Source organism: Corynebacterium afermentans subsp. lipophilum (assembly GCF_030408375.1).
Taxonomy (GTDB): Bacteria; Actinomycetota; Actinomycetes; order Mycobacteriales; family Mycobacteriaceae; genus Corynebacterium; species Corynebacterium lipophilum.
In genome coordinates this window covers 1,993,853-2,011,261 of the sequence record NZ_CP046530.1, presented here as the reverse complement: position 1 = coordinate 2,011,261, position 17,409 = coordinate 1,993,853, and the positions used below count along the sequence as shown (strand labels likewise).

Sequence of the window (17,409 nt, the reverse complement as noted above, 5' to 3'; positions counted from 1 at the left end):
GTCAGCGGCCTCCTTCGAAGATGGCGATCATTTGGCGCTCCAATTTCTGCACGTTGGCGATTTCGCGGGTGATGGCGGCGTCGCTGTCGGCGTCGAGGATGTGCACGGTCCATTCGCGGTTGGCCAGGTCGATATCGGTGACGGTGCCACCGGGTTGCAGGTTGTAGGCGCACGTGGCCAAGTACAGCACGAGCTCGTTGCTCAGGCGCATGGGCACTCGCAGCACGGCGTTTCGCGGCTGCGGCGCGCGGCGCAGCGACAGCCACGCCACCTTCGCCGAGGCCACCAACAGGTCGTAGAACCACTCGGCGATAAACGCGACCAGTTTGACCCAGTTGACGGGGTTGCCGCTGCGCGGCACGGGCGGCAGGGGCAGCGCCAGCACGATGAGTAGACTCAGCCCCAACCCGGCGATGAGGTTGCCCCAGCTGAGCTCCCCCATGAGCAGGATCCACATGAACGTCAGCCACACCACGGTCAGCGGGCGGAGACGGTGGGCGACTCCGGCAAACATCAGCGGCTCACCTCGTTCGGCTGTTTGTTGGACTTAGCGTCCGCGGGCTCGGGCACCATCTCCGTGGTCACGCCGGTGCTGGTGGGCCCTGCGGGGCGGGAGGAGTCCCGGTGGTCCAGCGAGTCCCAGCCGCCGCCGGCGCCGGTCTGTTCGCGGAAGGCGTCGAGGTCGCGTGTGGGGGCCGAAGGGTCGTCGCTAAGCACGGCGCTGCGGTAGATGGACAGGTCCTGGGCGGACTGGGCGGCGCGGTCCGTGATGTTGGAGATCGGGCCGGCCAAAAATGTGATGCCGGTGGACGCGAGCACCAACAACGCGGTGGAGAGGAACATGCCGGTGGGCACGCGGCCGACGTCGTCGCGGTCGCCCGAGGCGACGGTTTCCTCACGCGCGGCCAGGTTCGCCGGGCGCGCCAGAACCACGTCGCCCTCGGGGGCGTCCGCGCGGTCGCGAAGGAAGCCCTTGGACCAGACGTTCATCATGGCGTACAGGGTGAGAAGCGAGGTGATCACCGCGCCGCCGATGAGCACCCACGCCAGCCAGGAGCCGTCCTCCGCACCGGCTTGGATGAGCATGACCTTGCCCAAAAAGCCGGAAAACGGCGGGATGCCGCCCAGGTTGAGCGCGGGGATGAGGTACAAAAGCGCAATCACCGGCGCGGTGTAGAGCAGCGAGCCCAAACGGCGCAGCTGCGCGGAGCCTGCCTGGCGCTCCACCAGGCCCACCACCAAGAACAGGGAGGTCTGCACCAGAATGTGGTGCACCGCGTAGAAGATGGCGCCGGACAGGCCCGCAACCGAGCCGAGGGCGATACCGAAGATCATGTAGCCGATGTGGCTGACCAGGGTAAACGACATCAAGCGCTTGATGTCGTTTTGGGCGATCGCGCCCATCACGCCCACGATCATGGTCAACAGCGCGATCACCATCAGCGTGGAATCTAAGGCGCCGTCGGTGAACACGGTGGAGCGCACGCGGATGATGGCGTACACGCCCACCTTGGTCAAAAGGCCCGCGAACACGGCGGTGACGATGGAGGCGGCGGTGGGGTAGGAGTCCGGCAGCCACGCGTCCACCGGGAAGATCGCCGCCTTGATGCCGAAGGCAACGATGAAGGTGGCGAAGATGGCGGCGCGGGTGCCGGTGGGCAGCTCCTCCATGCGGATGCCGGCTTGCGCCATGTTCACGGTGCCCACTGACGCGTAGACCAGCGCGAGCGCGAACAAGAAGACCATGGACGACGCCATGGAGACCATGACGTAACCGATGCCGGCGCGCACGCGCTGCGGGGATGCGCCCAGGGTGAGCAGCACGTAGGAGGCCACCAGGAAGACTTCGAAGCCGACGTAAAGGTTGAACAGGTCGCCGGCGAGGAAGGACAGGTTCACGCCCATGCTGAGCAGCATGTAGGTGGGCAGGAAGACGGCGACTGGGTCGTCGTCGTCGCCGTCGCGAAGCCCCTGCGAGATGCCGTACCACATCACCGCGAACAGCACGATGGATGAGACGAACAGCATGATGGAGCTCAACCGGTCCGCCACCATCGTGATGCCCACTGGCGCGTCCCAGCCGCCCATCTGCACGGTCTGGATGCCGTGGGTGTCGGCCACGATGATCATCACCGCCGCGATCACGGTCAGCGCCGCCAGGGTGCCAAGCGCGATGAAGCGCTGCAGGTTCACGCCGCGGAACAGCACGATCAGCCCGGCGGCGAAGGCGGGCAGGATGATCGGCATGACAATCAGGTACGGCATCGCCGGCAGCACCCATTCGGCGAAGGCCGTGAAGTTACTTCGCATCTTGGCCTCCCTTGACTTCCTTCACCGGGTCCTCGAATGGCTTCGGCCCGAACTCGTCGCCGGAGGGGCTGGCTTTGCCGGTTTGCGCGTCGTCTGACTTGTCGCGGTCCGGAGAGGCGGACTTGGGCCGCGCGGCGATTGCGCGATCCTCCTCGTCGCGCTCCACGATGTCGTCCGTGCGGTAGCGGTATTGGCGGTACGCCAGGGCGAGCATGAATCCGACCATGGCCATGGAGATCACGATCGCGGTCAGGATCATCGCCTGCGCGAGCGGGTCGGCGCTATCGGCCGCCGCTTCGGATTCGCGTCCGATGATCGGCGGGGAGCCAGCGGGCCCGCCGGATTGCAAAAGCAGCAGGTTGGCGCCGTTGCCGATCAGCGTCACGCCCATGATCATGCGGGTCATGGACTTGTCCAGCATCAGGTACACGCCGCACGCGATCAGCACGCCGGAGCCGATGAGCAGGAACAGGTTCGCTTCCATTTACTCGCCTCTCCTTTCGCGTTTGCTTATGGACGATCCACTGGCCGCCACCGCTCTGCGCTCGTTGTAACGCGCCCTGCGGTTTCTGGACATGAGCCTGCGGCGTTGCTCGTTTTTGGCCTGCAGCTCGCGCGCGCGGTCGCGGGCGCGCTGCTTTCGGGTGTCCTCCTCGCGGTCCAGGTAGGCGCCCATGGAGGCCAGCACGTGCATGATCAGCCCGACGACGATGATGTAGACACCCGCGTCGAAAATCAGCGCGGACGGCACCGTCACGTCGCCGATCAGCGGCACGTCGAACTCGGCGTACGAGGAGGTCAGCGGCGGCATCCCGAAGAACATCGGGGCGACCGCGGCCGCGGTGGTGAACATGATGCCGATGCCCAGCACCTTGCCCGGGTGCACCGGGAGCGTTTCTTCTGCTTCTCGACGTCCTCCCGCCAAGTACCGCAGCGTCAGCGCAAGCGCGGCGACGAGCCCGCCGGCGAACCCGCCGCCCGGGGCGTTGTGGCCGGAGAAGAAGAAGTAGGCCGACAACAGCATCATCGAAGGGAAGAGCAGGTGCGTGACCACATCCACCAGGATGGAGCGGTTCTGCGCGGTCTCCGTCTCCACACCGGAGGCGAGCCAGCGCGCCTTGGTGGTGGACAGGGTGGGCCGGCGCGACTCCGGGTCGAAGTGGAAGGTGCCGAAGATCAGGCTGGCGATGCCGGTGGCGGCGACCACCAGCACCAGCGTCTCGCCGAACGTGTCGGCCGCGCGCAGGTCCACCAGCAGCACGTTGACGGTGTTGCGGCCGTGGCCGATCTCGTAGGCCAGCTCCGGCATGTACTTGGAAATCGGCTCGGCGACGCGCGCCGACATGGCCGTCATCGCCACCGTGACCACGGAAACGCCGGTGCCGATGGACAGCCAGGCGCGCAGGCGGTTGTCCTCGTTGCGCTGCTCCGTTTCCGTGGGCATCTTGCGCAGGACCAGCATGAACACCACCATCACGATGGTTTCCACCAGCGCCTGCGTCAGCGCCAGGTCCGGCGCGCCGTGGAGCACGAAGATCAGCGCCATGAAGTAGCCGGTCAGACCCACAAGGATCACGCCGGAGAGGCGGTTGCGCTGCACCGCGGCGAAAAACGCCAGCCCCGCCATGATGGTGACGGCCAGGCCCTGCCAGACGTTGTCCCACACCTGCATGCGGATGTTGTTGGAATCGCCCAGGATCAGCGCGGCCAGCGGCACCACGGCCAGGAAGGTGAAGATGACGGCCAGGTTGATGGTCAGCGAGCCGCGCTGCGTGGACGCCGTCAGCTTCAGCGACCAGCGCCGCAGCGTGTTCATGATGGTGTCCCACACCGCGTTGGCGTCGCCGAGCGCGGGGCGCTCGAACTGGGCCTTGGCCACCACGTCGCGCTGCCAGAACATGATCGCGCCGGCGAAGATGATCACGCCGGACAGCGCCAACGGCACCGTGAACCCGTGCCACAGGGCAAGATCCGAGCCTTCGACGTCCGGGAAGCGCACGTTGAGGTATTCGTTGATCGGCGCAGACAGACCAGCCGACACCAGGCCGAAGCCGACCGTGCAGGCGGTGAGCACCGCGGGGGAGAGCCATAGCTTCGGGCCGGGGGAGTGCATGTCGCGCACCGCCGGGGACTGCCCGTCCTCCCAGGGCTGGCCCTTGGTGGCAAAGGCGCCGTAGACGAAGTACAGCGAGTACGCCATGGTCAGGATCGAGCCGGCCACCAACACCACGAGGGTGATCTTGCCGGGCATGCCGGTGAGCAGCTCCTCGTGCAGGATGGCGTCCAGCGCCGTCTCCTTGGCCACGAACCCGAACAGTGGCGGGATGCCTGCCATGGAGGCGGCGGAAATGATGGCCAGCGTAGCCAAAAGCGGCTGCTTTCTGCCCAGTCCGGACAGCTCGTGGATGTCGCGGGTGCCGGTGGTGTGGTCGATTGCACCGACGATCATGAACAGCGTGGCCTTGAACAGCGAGTGCGCGAACGTGATGGCCAACCCCGCCATGGTGGCCTCCCGCGAACCCACGCCGATGACGGTGGTGATAAAGCCCAGCTGGCTGACGGTGCCGTAGGCCAAAATCAGCTTCAGGTCCCGCTGCTTCAGCGCCATCCAGCCGCCCAGCAGCATGGTGAACCCGCCGGTGGACAGCACCACCAAGTGCCAGGTGTTCACCGCCGACAGGTCCGGCGCCAAACGCGCCACCAGGTAAATGCCGGCCTTCACCATCGCTGCGGAGTGCAGGTAGGCGGACACCGGGGTGGGCGCGGCCATCGCGCCGGGCAGCCAGAAATGCCAGGGCGACTGGGCAGACTTGGTCAGCGCGCCCAGCATGATCAGCACGATGGCGGCGGAGATCGCCGGGGTGTTTTCAATGTCGGTGATCTGCGGGATGTCCGACAGCTTCCAAATCTGCGCCTTAAAGCCGAGCAGGTTGATGCCCACGAGCATGGCCAGCCCGCCGAGGGTTGTCACCATCAGCGCCTGCATGGCGGCCCGTCGAGAAGATGCGCGCTCGCCGTAATAGGAGACAAGCATGTACGACAACACCGACGTCAACTCCCAGAACACGTACATGAGCAGGAAGTTGTCGGCGATGACCAGGCCGTACATGACCGTGGCGAAGAATGTCAGCTCGAAGCCGAATTTGGCCAGGCGCCGCGGGTTGGAGTCGAAATACCCCCAGCAGTACAGAAGCACTAACGCGCCGATACCCAGGATGATCAGGCTGAACAGGCCCGCGAGGGCGTCCAGGCGGAATTCTAGGTTGAGGTTCGTCGACGGCATCCACGTAAACACCGCCTTGACCTCGCCGCCGTCGCGGAACATTCCGGTGGCGAACAGGCGCGCCACCCAGATGAACCCGCTCAGCGGAACGAGCGCGAGAAGGCCAAACGCGGCGCGGCCCACCGTGCGGATGAGCACAGGGGCGACCAGCGTGGCGGCGGTGAGCGCGATGAGCAGTATCAGCACGAGGTGCGCGGCCCTCCTCTGGTTGCGTGCGTGCAGGGCACACCGCGCCTCAAGCGGGGGAGCTCATTGAGTTCACACAGAAAATACTGACTCCAGCGGTAACTGGGTATCTACGCGTCAACACCGGTGGCGCGGCCGTTGGGAATTAACTGTAGCGATTTTTGGTGCTACTTGCCGAAACGCTGCAGGAAAGCGGCCTCCGCTGCCGCGATGCGTTCGATCTCTGTCGGATCCACGGATTCGTCCACGCCGTGGATGCCGCACATCGGCTCCTCCACGCCGTAGAGCGCGATCTCCGCGTCCGGGAAGGTGTTCTGCAGCGTGATAGTCAGCGGGATGGAGCCGCCGGAGCCGACCACGGACAGTTTGTCGGCACCGTAGGCCTCCTTGAGGCACTCGCCGAGCGCGGCCACGGCGCCCGCCGAAGGATCCGTCGCAAAGGGCTCGTTGACGCCGCTGACCTCAACCTCGACCTTGGCGCCCCACGGGGTGTGGGATTTGATGTGCTGCTCCATCTTCTGCGCGATCTCGGCGGCGCTCTGGTCGGCCGGCACGCGCAGATTGAACTGGGCCTCCGCGCGGGCGTTCACCGCGTTCATGGCCTCGGCCACCGGGGTGGAGGTGAAGCCGATCATGGTCACTGCCGGGCGCGCCCACACCAGGTCTGCCGGCTCGTCGTCCGCGGTGCCGAGCAGCTGCACGCCCTCGAGCACGGTGGCGTCCTGGCGGAAGGACTCGCGGTCGTACGAGTCGCCGTCCCACTTCGCGGTGGTGTCCACGCCGTCGATGGTGGTGCGGCCGTGCTCGTCGAAAAGCGAGTTCGCGATGACCACCAGGGCGTGCGCGGCGTCCGGGGCGCCGCCGCCGTAGCTGCCGGAGTGGACCTGGTTAGCCAGCGTCTCCACCGTCACCTTCACCTGCGCGCCGCCTCGCAGCGAGGTGGTCAACGTCGGTACACCGGCAGCCACGTTGCCAGAGTCCGCGATGAGGATCGCGTCGGACTCGAACACCTCGGGCTTTTCCACGATGAGCTTGCCCAGGCCGTCCTTGCCGCCGAGCTCCTCGGAGCCCTCGACCACTACCTTCAGGCCCAGGTCGGTGCCGCCGTTTTCCTCCAGCAGGCGCAGCGCCTCTAAGTGCATGGCTAGGTTGCCCTTGCAGTCAGCGGCGCCGCGGCCGTACCAGCGGCCGTTTCGCTCGGTCAGCTCAAACGGGCTGTTCGTCCAGGCGTCCGGGTTGTTCGCGGGGACGACGTCGTAGTGGGAGTACAGCAGGACTGTCGGCGCGCCGTTTTTGGGCTCCCGCTTGGCGACGATCGTGTCCGCGTCATCCACCGTGGGGTAGCGAGTCACATCCAGACCAAGATCCTTCAGGGCGTTCACCGTCCAGGCACAGGCGTCCTCGTGCTGATCCGCCAGCTCAGGGGTGGAGTGCACCGAATTGAAGGAGACCAGTTTGGACAGGTCGTTGAAGATGCGGTCGCGTTGCGGGGTGTAGTTCTGCGTAGTCATGGCACCACGCTAGCAGCGTTGGCAGGGTCGGTTCTGCGGCTGTGTTCGGCGGTGTTTCTGGGCGGTGTTGTTCGGCTAGATGCTTACCCCAGGATGCTTACCCGGCTAGATGCTTACCCCAGGATGCTTACTGTTCGAGTAACCCCCGGCGTTCTCGCCCGTGCTACTTGAGAAGTAAGCATCCTGCAGTAAGCATCCTCGGACAGGTAAGCATCTAGCAGTAAGCATCCTCACCCCGGCATCCTCCACGCCCTTGCGTTCCTTGCACTCAACCCCGTCGAGTGCTAAAAATGTGGCTGGCACTCACGCAAACCGAGTGCCAGATAAAACGAATAGAGCGGGTGAGGCTGAGACCACTCGTCAGCCGTGCCGTCGCGGGCGCCTGCTTGCACCGACGACCTGAGTGATCGTCCATGAACGCCTATATACAAGGAGTGACACACTCACATGGCAAAGATGATTGCATTCGACGAAGAAGCACGTCGTGGCCTCGAAACCGGCCTGAACACCCTGGCTGACGCTGTGAAGGTCACGCTCGGCCCGAAGGGCCGCAACGTGGTGCTGGAGAAGTCCTGGGGCGCCCCGACCATCACCAACGACGGCGTGAGCATCGCCAAGGAGATCGACCTCGAGGACCCGTACGAGAAGATCGGCGCCGAGCTGGTCAAGGAAGTTGCCAAGAAGACCGACGACGTCGCCGGCGACGGCACCACCACCGCCACCGTGCTCGCTCAGGCGCTGGTGCGTGAGGGCCTGCGCAACGTCGCGGCTGGCTCCAACCCGATGGGCATCAAGCGCGGCATCCAGGCCGCCACCGACAAGGTGTCCAAGTACCTGCTGGACCAGGCCAAGGAAGTTGAGACCCAGGAGGAGATCGCCTCCACCGCTGGTATTTCCGCGTCTGACCCGGAGATCGGCAAGAAGATCGCGGAGGCGATGTACGCCGTGGGCAACGGCGCCGTGAACAAGGAATCCGTGATCACGGTTGAGGAGTCCAACACCTTCGGCGTGGACCTCGAAGTCACCGAGGGCATGCGCTTTGACAAGGGCTTCATCTCCGCCTACTTCGCCACCGACATGGAGCGCGGCGAGGCAGTGCTCGAGGACCCGTACATCCTGCTGGTTTCCGGCAAGATCTCCAACGTCAAGGAGCTCGTTCCGGTGCTGGAGCAGGTCATGCAGTCCGGCAAGCCGCTGCTGATCATCGCCGAGGACGTCGAGGGCGAGGCTCTGTCCACCCTCGTGGTGAACAAGATCCGCGGCACCTTCAAGTCCGTGGCTGTGAAGGCTCCGGGCTTTGGCGACCGTCGCAAGGCCATGCTGCAGGACCTGGCTATCCTCACCGGCGGCCAGGTCATCTCCGAGGAGGTCGGCCTGTCGCTGGAGACCGCCGGCATCGAGCTGCTCGGCCAGGCCCGCAAGGTTGTGGTGACCAAGGACGAGACCACCATCGTCCAGGGGGCTGGCGACCAGGCGCAGATCGACGGCCGCGTGAAGCAGATCCGCGCCGAGATCGACAACTCCGACTCCGACTACGACCGCGAGAAGCTGCAGGAGCGCCTGGCCAAGCTGGCTGGCGGCGTTGCGGTGATCAAAGTCGGCGCCGCCACCGAGGTGGAGCTGAAGGAGCAGAAGCTGCGCATCGAGGATGCTGTGCGCAACGCAAAGGCTGCTGTTGAGGAGGGCATCGTCGCCGGCGGTGGCGTGGCCCTGCTGCAGGCCGCCAACGAGCTCACCGACGACCTCGGCCTGGAGGGCGACGAGGCAACCGGCGTGAAGATCGTCCGCGAGGCCCTGTCCGCTCCGCTGAAGCAGATCGCGCTGAACGCTGGCCTGGAGCCGGGCGTGGTGGCCGACAAGGTTGCCAACCTCCCGGACGGCGAGGGCCTCAACGCCGCAACCGGCGAGTACGTGGACATGCTGTCCAGCGGCATCGCCGACCCGGCCAAGGTAACCCGTTCTGCACTCCAGAACGCAGCGTCCATCGCCGCGCTGTTCCTCACCACCGAGGCTGTTGTGGCTGACAAGCCGGAGCCGGCTGGTGCTGCCAACCCGGGCATGGACCCGGAAGCTATGGGCATGATGTAAATCAGCCTTGAGGCTTGAGAGCGCGTCCTTCGGGGCGCGCTTTTTTCTTGCCTATCGACGTCCCTTCGGCGCACCCCCGGATTGGTGTAAAAGGTCACGACCGTGCTGGATTTTTGGACGCGTACACATCGTTCGGGAAGTCGCGTGAGTTACACGTTCCGGCGGGTATTCAATTGGTGTTAACTTTCGGGAATTGGTCGGGCCAGGTTATCGTCCCAGTCGCGAAAAGGTTACGTTTTGGTGAACGCATACCAGCTTGAAGCTTCCTGTGTGGCGCAAGTCTGATTTTTAGAAAGCGCTTGACGTGGCTGTTTGATGTGGCAAAATTCTTTCTGTGACGCCCATTGGGTGTCAGTACCTGTCAAGTTTTGCCAGACAACCACTGGCACCTATCGAAAAGGGGAAAATAATGCCTTTCGATCTCAAGTTCATCCAGAAGCAGCTGAAGACCTTCAAGACCTTCGCTACCAACCTGGCTGATCTCTTCCAGAACACCCCGAAGTCCATCAAGAACTTCGCTGACAAGGTCGCTCCGGCTAAGTAAGCCTTCGCCTCAACCAGACTTTAATTTTCTTAAAGGAGAATCATCATGAACGCACTCACCAACTGGTACGCACTTTCCTCCGGTAGCGGCGACAACGGCGTCACCCAGGTTCCGGGCGCTCTGCTCGACCTGCTGCGCGAGCTGGGCAAGCTGGCAGGCAACATTGCCGACCTGATCGGCTTGGTCGCTTAAGACCGGTTTTACCGAAGGCCTCGTCGCAAAGCGGCGGGGCCTTTTGCATTCCTGCATACTTCTCCGGCATACCTCGCCTCCGCCGAATAGACTGGTAGACATGGCTGACAATAAAGACGACGAACTGCCGATGATCGACCTCGCTCAGACCGAAGGCTGGGTTGTGGACGACACCGACGAGGACGACCCTGTCCTGCTCATGCCGGACGGCACCGCCATTCAGACGTGGCGCGAGAACTACCCCTACGACGAGCGTCTTTCTCGCGACGACTACGAGAAGGAAAAGCGCGCCCTGCAGATTGAGCTGCTGAAGTGGCAGAACTGGACCAAGGACACCGGCCAGCGCCACATCATCCTCTTCGAGGGCCGTGACGCGGCCGGCAAAGGCGGCACCATCAAGCGCTTCAACGAGCACCTCAACCCACGCGGTGCACGCACCGTGGCGCTGGAGAAGCCGTCGCCGCGCGAGTCCACCTCCTGGTACTTCCAGCGCTACATCGAGCACTTCCCGGCCGCCGGAGAGATCGTCTTCTTCGACCGCTCCTGGTACAACCGCTCCGGCGTCGAGCGCGTCATGGGCTTCTGCACCGAGTCCCAGCACGCCGAGTTCCTCCGCGAGGTGCCGATGCTGGAGAATATGATCCTCGGCTCCGGCATCTCCCTGACCAAGTTCTGGTTCTCCGTGACCCAGAAGGAGCAGCGCACCCGCTTCGCCATCCGCCAGGTAGACCCGGTTCGCCAGTGGAAGCTTTCCCCGATGGACCTGGCCTCCCTGGACAAGTGGGAGGACTACACCCGCGCCAAGGAGGAGCAGTTCCGCTACACGGACACCGACGAGTCGCCGTGGATCACCATTAAGTCCAACGACAAGAAGCGCGCCCGCCTCAACGCCATGCGCTACATCTTGTCCAAGTTCGAGTACACGAACAAGGACCACGAGGTTGTCGGCCAGCCCGATCCGCTCATTGTGAAGCGCGGCCGCGACCAGATCGGCGACTAGGGGCTTATCGCTTTTCGACGCCCGGCTGATTCCGTCAGCCGGGCGTTTTGCTGTCTATCCGTGGGGGCGGCTACCCAAAGGTTTCGAAGAGCGGATTTCGAAAACCATGGAAATTGGGCTGATCCTCGAAAGGTGGAACTCGAAATCTTCAGTGTGGTCAGCGGGTAGTGACGGAAAACACGTTGGCGGCGAGGGTGCGTGCGGAGAGCTTTTCGCTTTCGCACCAAGGCCCTGACATGAGTTGCATAATCTTTTAACGTGCGAAAACGGGTTGGACAACGCGAAGGCTGGGGAAAGGCTGTGGGCAGGCAGTGTGTCCAACTTTTAAACGCTGGTTTCGCTGTGTTTTCATCCTGACGTTTACCGCGTAGCATCCATGACGCAATAAATAGGTTCACAATGATCCGAGGATGCATGTCCCAGACTGTCCACCCCACATCCAGCCGCCGCCAGCATGGCGCAGTGGCGGTTTGGGCAGCGCTGATTCTTGCCGCGCTGACGCTTGTCGCGGGTGTCGTGTCCCCGGGAGTGCAGCAGGCGGAGGCCCAAACTACCTCAAATGACGGCGTGAACTTTGGGGACTGCTCGTTCCGCAGAGGTACGGGAGTTGCCGAGACATGGGCCAACCAAATGTGCTGGCTGGATGTTTCGGATTTGACCACACCGGGCGCAAAGACGAAGAGGGTGGGCGATTACACCATCACCTTCAACCTCGGGATTGAAACGAAAAACACCAGCACCCGGTTCACCGCCAATTCCAACCCCAGCTGGTCCGGCACGGCATTCGCTAAAACGAACACCGGGTTCTTCGAGCGGTACCCAAGCTCGACGTCGCAGGACATTCTGCAGATGGAAGGTGCGGGTGACCCGTTCGCCCGTTTCACACTGTCGGACATTGTGGTGAAGCGAAACGGGGTGGCCGATCCGCTCGCGTCGTACCGCTTCGCCGTGGTGGACGGCGAGTCCACCGGTGCCGGCGGAAACGGCGAGATGATCAGCGTCGATGGCGGAACGGTGGGACAGGCGGTCCGCCTTACCCCGCCGAACGCGAAAGATGCTTGCACCGGCGGCAGGGACCCGCAGTTCGGTCCCGGGAACGAACCGAAGAACTGGGGCAGCATGTCCGACGGCCGCTCCCGCGGGTTCGTGTGCTTCTCCCGCTCAACCGGCACGTACGGCACGTGGGTGGTTGGCGTTGACAACCCGAAGACGCTGCAGGTCAGCATGGGTTCCAACAGCACCGGAACGCAGGGCGTGGCTATCGGCATCGCGCTGAGCCGCATCGCCTTCGACAAAGAAGGCTCCGCCACGGTGCAGAACGCCTTTGAAAAGGTGGCGGACCCCACCGCGCGAACTGCCAGCTACTCGGCGTTTTTGCAGGACGGCTCCAACCGCACCACGTTATCCACCCCGGCGGGTGGTTCGACCACGGCGCTTCGCCGCGTCGGATCCGACGGCGTCCCACTTGACCAGCTGGGCTACACCTCCACGCTCGACCCAGCAGACCGCGCGTTCGACCGCTACGACCCAGTGTGGAAGTGCACCCTCACCTCGGGCGGAACGAACAGCGAAACCTACCTCATCCGCAAGGGGGCGGTGCCTACGGGCTACACGCTGACGGAAAACGCCCAGACTGGCACGTCGACGCTGCTGATCCCTGCGGCCGAAACCCGTGTCCCAAACTGCTCCGTCACCTGGGAATCGAAGTTTAAACCCGCCAAGCTCAACCTGGCTAAGACAGTGGACGGCAACGCCGCGAACTTCGCGGAAAACAGCCTGCAGAAGTACACGCTGCACTACAAGTGCACCGTGCCCGAAGGGTTCAAAACTGCATATCCAAGCGTCAAGCTCGAAGACGACGTTGTTGTGGAAAAGGGGCGCTCCGCCAGCGTGGACAACCTGCCCCAGGGCAGCACCTGCACCATCACGGAGAAGGTCCCGGCGCCGCCTGCCGGAACGAAACTCACCCTGTCGTGGAACGGCACGGCTGCGCCGTCCGCTTCGGCACCGGTGACGGTCCAGCTGCCAACCACGGCGGCTGCTCCCACAGCTATCGGCTCGGCAAACGCCAACAACTCCTACACGTACACGCCGGGCAAGCTCGTCTTCAGCAAGACGATCGTCGGCGACCCGGTCACAGACGGCAAGGTTGGCGGGACCTACCGCTTCAACCTGACGTGCGCCGGGACCAACATCAGCCGAGAATTCACGCTGGATCTGACCCAGGCGAAGCCGTCCAACGCCGTCACCCTGGACAGCATCCCGGTGGAGCGGGACTGCTCGATCACGCCGCTGACGGACCTCACCGAGGAGCAACGCAAGACCATCGAGTTCACCGGCCGCGATGCCCAGCTCGCCGGCGCGCCGCTGAACCCGTCGGGCGCGGAATACCACTTCACGCTCCACGAAGGCACGACGCCGGAGCTCCACTTCACCACGAGCTACGCCTACCTCACGTTCCCCCTGCACATCCGCAACCAGGTCAACGGCCTCGCCGCCGGCGACCCGGATGTCGCCAAGCTGACGTACACGGTGCACTACCGGTGCGAGGTGGCCGGCCGTCCCGCGAAGGAGGGGACCGTCACACTAACCGGCTCCGACGGCGAGGCGGCTATCGACAGCGTCCCGGCCAGCGCCGCGTGCAAGGTGTGGGAGGACGAACCCGGCGAAACCGCGAACACGAAGTTCGTCGGTGCGCAGGTCAGCGCGTCCAACGCTGGCGACCAAGTGACCACGTTGACCAACGCGGAGGCGAAGAACCGGGCCATTTACACCATCCGGCCGGTTTCCGGCACGGACCGCAACCTGGTCACTGTGATCAACACCTTCGACCCGAAGCTGGGCACGGTGCAGCTGAACAAGGTGGTCAACTCCACCGTCACGGGCAAGCTCCCCAGCACGTACGCGTTCTCGTTCCGCTGCGGGACGCGCAATGTTGCCACGGGCGTGGCGGGGCAGTCCCGTTCCGTGGAGCTCACCGGCCGCGCCACCGTCGCGGCGAACGGTACCGTCACGCTGAAGGCGGACGACGCCGCGGCAAACGACCTCGGCGGCAGTATGGGAGTGCCTTACGGCAACACGTGCACCTTCACGGAGGAGACCCCGCAGGTCGCGGGCGGGATCCTGTTCAGCACGGACGTGCAGAGCATCACCCCGACGATCTCCCAGGACACCACCACTGCCACGGTGACCAACACGTTCGCTCCGGCGGGCAATGGGTTGACGGTCAATTTGCGCACTGGTGGTCGGACGACGCTGGCGCCATCGTCGTTAAGCTATGAGCTCACCTGCGACAATGGCTTCACCGACCGCTTTGACCTCGCACCCGGCGGAAGCGCCGAGTTCACTGCCGGGCAGGTGCCGCAGGGCACGCAATGCACGCTCGCGGAAAGCGGCGACAGCGCGACCCGGACAACGAAGGACGGGCGGCAGTACCCGATCAGCAGCACGTCCGAGTATCTCTACGCCGCTGACGCTGGTGGCAGCAAGGATGTGGGGGCGAATGGGCAGTTCACCATCGGCAAGCAGTCCACCATGGACGTGCACCACGAGTACGACCTGATCCAGGCGCCGGTGCAGGGAACCAAGGAAGTGCGGTTCAACGACCCGAACAACCTGATCTCGCAGCCGCGCCGGGACATCAAGACCAACCGCGTGTTCCCGGTGACCTTGACGTGCACCAACCCAGACGGCACGGAAGGCCCGCGCCTGTCCACCACGGTGCAGCAGGGCCAGGCGCCCGGCGGCACGACAGCGGCGGTCGGCTCCAGCTGTACTGCCACCGAGGGGGAGACCTCCACCGCGGTGGGCATCACGTTGGACAAGTCCATGGCGGTCAACGGTGCGCAGGTAAACGGCGGCTCCGCCGACTTCGTCGTCAGCGACGGCGGCACGACGCTGCTGTTCATCAACACCTACTCCCGCCGAGTCACCCAGATTCAGCTGGACAAGAAAGCGATCCTGCCCACCGACAGCATCCGCACCCAGTACGCGAATGCCGGAAAGGACCTGCAGGACGCGCTGTACAACCACTCGTTCACCCTCGTGTGCCGCGACCCGGAGACGGGTGACACCGCGGTACTGCAGGAGCAGCAGAAGTCCATCAAGGGTGAGGGCACTGCGCTTTTCGACGGCGTCCCGGTCGGCGCCGACTGCCAACTCACCGGCGACAAGTTCGGCTCCCTCGCCCTGGCGATGAACGACGGGCAGGACGACCTGAAAGCGTTCTTGCGCCCGGCCTTTGTGGATTGGGTTGTGGACCGCGAAGGCGGCAACGCCTACCCGGACCAGAAGCTGGACAACGACACGACCACGTCGCCGGTGTTCCTCACCGTGGACGACCCGGCGAAGAACCACGTCCGCCTGGACAACCACTACGAGTACGAGACCTCCGCGGTGCGTCTGCGCAAGGACCTCGCCGGCGCGGCGGGCAACCTCAGCGAGATCCCGGACGACTACACGTTCAACTTCACGCTGCAGTGCAAGGCGATCGGCTATCAGACCAGCTCGGTGGGCGAGACCTCCTTCATCCCGGAGAAGCTGCGCCCGGCGGACGGTTACGTCATTCCTGCAAGTATCCGCAAGGGCGACTTCACCGACGGCGCGTTCGTCTCCGGCGAGGCGAAGGTTCCAGCCGGGTCGCTGTGCACGTTCAACGAGCAGGATGCGACGAACGTGCCGGAGGCGCTGACCATCGCCCCGGAGCAGAAGGTCGTGCGCGGCTACGCCCCCAACCCGGGTGAAACCGCGCCTGCGGACCTCCACTTCGTGAACAAGGTGGAGCGGCGCACCACCCCGGTGCGTCTGGCGGTGTTCAACTCCGGCTACCTCGTCGGCGCGGATGAGGCGGGCTACACCGCGCAGCTGCGTTGCGACGACCCCGCGCAGACCGCCGTGACCAGGCAGTTCCCGCTGACCGCCCTGTCCGGATCGGAGATGCCCCGCAGTTTCGAAGCCCCGGCGGGCGGGCAGGTCGTGGACCTGCCGGTGGGGGCGAACTGCACTCTCGACTTCGCCGGCAGCGCGGCGCTCGCCGCTCGCGGCCAGCTCGAGGTGACCGACGGCGCACGCACCCCGCTGGCGCAGTACGCCACGTGGGGGAGCGGTTCGCCCGCGCTGCCCACCGGCTCGCTGTCCAACCTCGCCCCGGACGAGGTGAACGGCTCCGACAAGGCGTACTCGTACACCTTCGCCACCGCGGCGAACCTGCCGTCGGCGGAGACCGCGCTGACCGTCGGCGCGGACATCTACCACCCGCGCGCCCACTACGACGTCGCGTTCACCAAGACTGCCGCCGGCCCGAACTCCGGCACGTTCACGTTCCACCAGTCGTGTTCGTCGCGGAGCGAGGAGTTCCAGCTGCACGCCGGCGAGACGCACACCATCGCGGACGTGCCGGTGGACAGCGACTGCGCCGTTGACGAGGTCGACGACGGCAACCCCGACGCCGCGTCCGTGTTCCAGGTGGTGTCCAACGGCGAATTGGTCACCCCGCTCAAGGGCGACGCGGACTCGGTCATGTTCACCGCGCAGCCGGTCTCCGACCCCAAGGACGTGGCGCGCTCCGGCGACCGGTGGTCGCTCACGGCGAAGAACACCTTCCCCGGGCTGAAGGTGCAAAAGACTATCGACGGCACTCCGCTGGGCCAGCTCACCGGCGACGCCTTCGGCACCACGCTGCTGCGCCACGACGCCACGTCCATGCGGATGACCTACACCGTGACCAACACCGGCGAATTCCCGCTGAAGGATTTCACGGTGACGGACCCGTCGCTCGCCGGCCTCGACGTCACCCGCGGCGGGGTGGTTACGCGCATCGGCGACGACGGTGCCGTGCCGGACAGCATCTGCCCGACCACCGAGCTGGCCGCCGGCGAGGAGTTTTCCTGCACCTTCAACGTCTCCATCCCGGCAAGCGCCGACGAAACCTGGCGCTACCCGTCCGAGGGCGACGCCGCCGTGACCGTCACCGCCGCCGCGAACGCCGGCGGGGCGACCCAGACGGTGACGGCGAAGGATGCGCAGGGGGCGTTGAAACCTTCGGCGTCGATAGGCATGCTGCTCCCCGAAACCGGTGAGCAGACCCTCGTGCTGTTCCTGCTGCTCGGCCTGGCGCTGTTCGGCTGGGGCGCATGGCGGGTCAGCCGCCGCGACGAGCGCGCGGAAGGCGGTGAGCTCGTTGAGATGTAGAAAATTCGCCCGCTACAAGCGGACGGTGTACGGGCTTTCATAAACCGGCACATGTAATTCCGAAAACCAACTCCACACACACCACCCCTCCAGAAAAGGACTTGCA

The 17,409-nt window shown here is 64.8% G+C and carries 10 protein-coding genes; 5 read left to right on the top strand and 5 right to left on the bottom strand.

All coding sequences use genetic code 11. The features are described 5' to 3' along the window. Position 1: 1 nt before the first annotated feature. From CAFEL_RS09635 to CAFEL_RS09615, 5 genes are all read right to left on the bottom strand, one after another. The gene (locus tag CAFEL_RS09635; protein ID WP_194560655.1) at positions 2 to 514 is read right to left on the bottom strand and encodes a Na+/H+ antiporter subunit E; all 513 of its coding nucleotides are present in this window, start codon (positions 512 to 514) and stop codon (positions 2 to 4) included. Next, positions 514 to 2,310 (bottom strand): Na+/H+ antiporter subunit D, encoded by a 1,797-nt coding sequence (locus CAFEL_RS09630; RefSeq protein ID WP_194560656.1) that lies wholly within the window; start codon positions 2,308 to 2,310, stop codon positions 514 to 516. Before CAFEL_RS09630 ends, CAFEL_RS09635 begins: the two co-directional genes overlap by 1 nt. Further along, entirely contained in the window at positions 2,300 to 2,794 is a 495-nt protein-coding gene (locus CAFEL_RS09625) for a Na(+)/H(+) antiporter subunit C (protein ID WP_194560657.1), read from the bottom strand. Before CAFEL_RS09625 ends, CAFEL_RS09630 begins: the two co-directional genes overlap by 11 nt. Continuing rightward, on the bottom strand, positions 2,795 to 5,779 hold the full coding sequence (locus CAFEL_RS09620) for a Na+/H+ antiporter subunit A (protein ID WP_194560658.1): 2,985 nt from the start codon (positions 5,777 to 5,779) through the stop codon (positions 2,795 to 2,797). 167 nt (positions 5,780 to 5,946) lie between these two features. Beyond that, positions 5,947 to 7,290 carry a M20/M25/M40 family metallo-hydrolase gene (locus tag CAFEL_RS09615; protein WP_194560659.1) on the bottom strand — a complete coding sequence of 448 codons (1,344 nt, stop codon included), beginning with the start codon at positions 7,288 to 7,290 and terminating at the stop codon, positions 5,947 to 5,949. Between the two features lie 447 nt (positions 7,291 to 7,737). Here CAFEL_RS09615 and groL point away from each other — a divergent pair, with 447 nt between their 5' ends. The 5 genes from groL to CAFEL_RS09590 all read left to right on the top strand — a co-directional run bounded on the left by groL (position 7,738) and on the right by CAFEL_RS09590 (position 17,303). Then, positions 7,738 to 9,378, top strand: a complete 1,641-nt coding sequence (gene groL / locus CAFEL_RS09610) for a chaperonin GroEL (protein WP_194560660.1) — start codon at positions 7,738 to 7,740, stop codon at positions 9,376 to 9,378. A gap of 409 nt (positions 9,379 to 9,787) precedes the next feature. After that, positions 9,788 to 9,922 carry a hypothetical protein gene (locus CAFEL_RS09605; protein WP_267238684.1) on the top strand — a complete coding sequence of 45 codons (135 nt, stop codon included), beginning with the start codon at positions 9,788 to 9,790 and terminating at the stop codon, positions 9,920 to 9,922. A 45-nt stretch (positions 9,923 to 9,967) separates the two neighbouring features. Next, entirely contained in the window at positions 9,968 to 10,114 is a 147-nt protein-coding gene (locus CAFEL_RS09600) for a hypothetical protein (RefSeq protein WP_194560661.1), read from the top strand. Between the two features lie 100 nt (positions 10,115 to 10,214). Then, positions 10,215 to 11,114, top strand: coding sequence for a polyphosphate kinase 2 (gene ppk2, locus CAFEL_RS09595; protein ID WP_194560662.1), 900 nt, complete (start codon positions 10,215 to 10,217; stop codon positions 11,112 to 11,114). Positions 11,115 to 11,528: 414 nt separating this feature from the next. Further along, positions 11,529 to 17,303: a DUF5979 domain-containing protein gene (locus tag CAFEL_RS09590; protein ID WP_194560663.1), complete on the top strand. Its 5,775-nt coding sequence runs from the start codon at positions 11,529 to 11,531 to the stop codon at positions 17,301 to 17,303. Positions 17,304 to 17,409 lie beyond the last annotated feature (106 nt).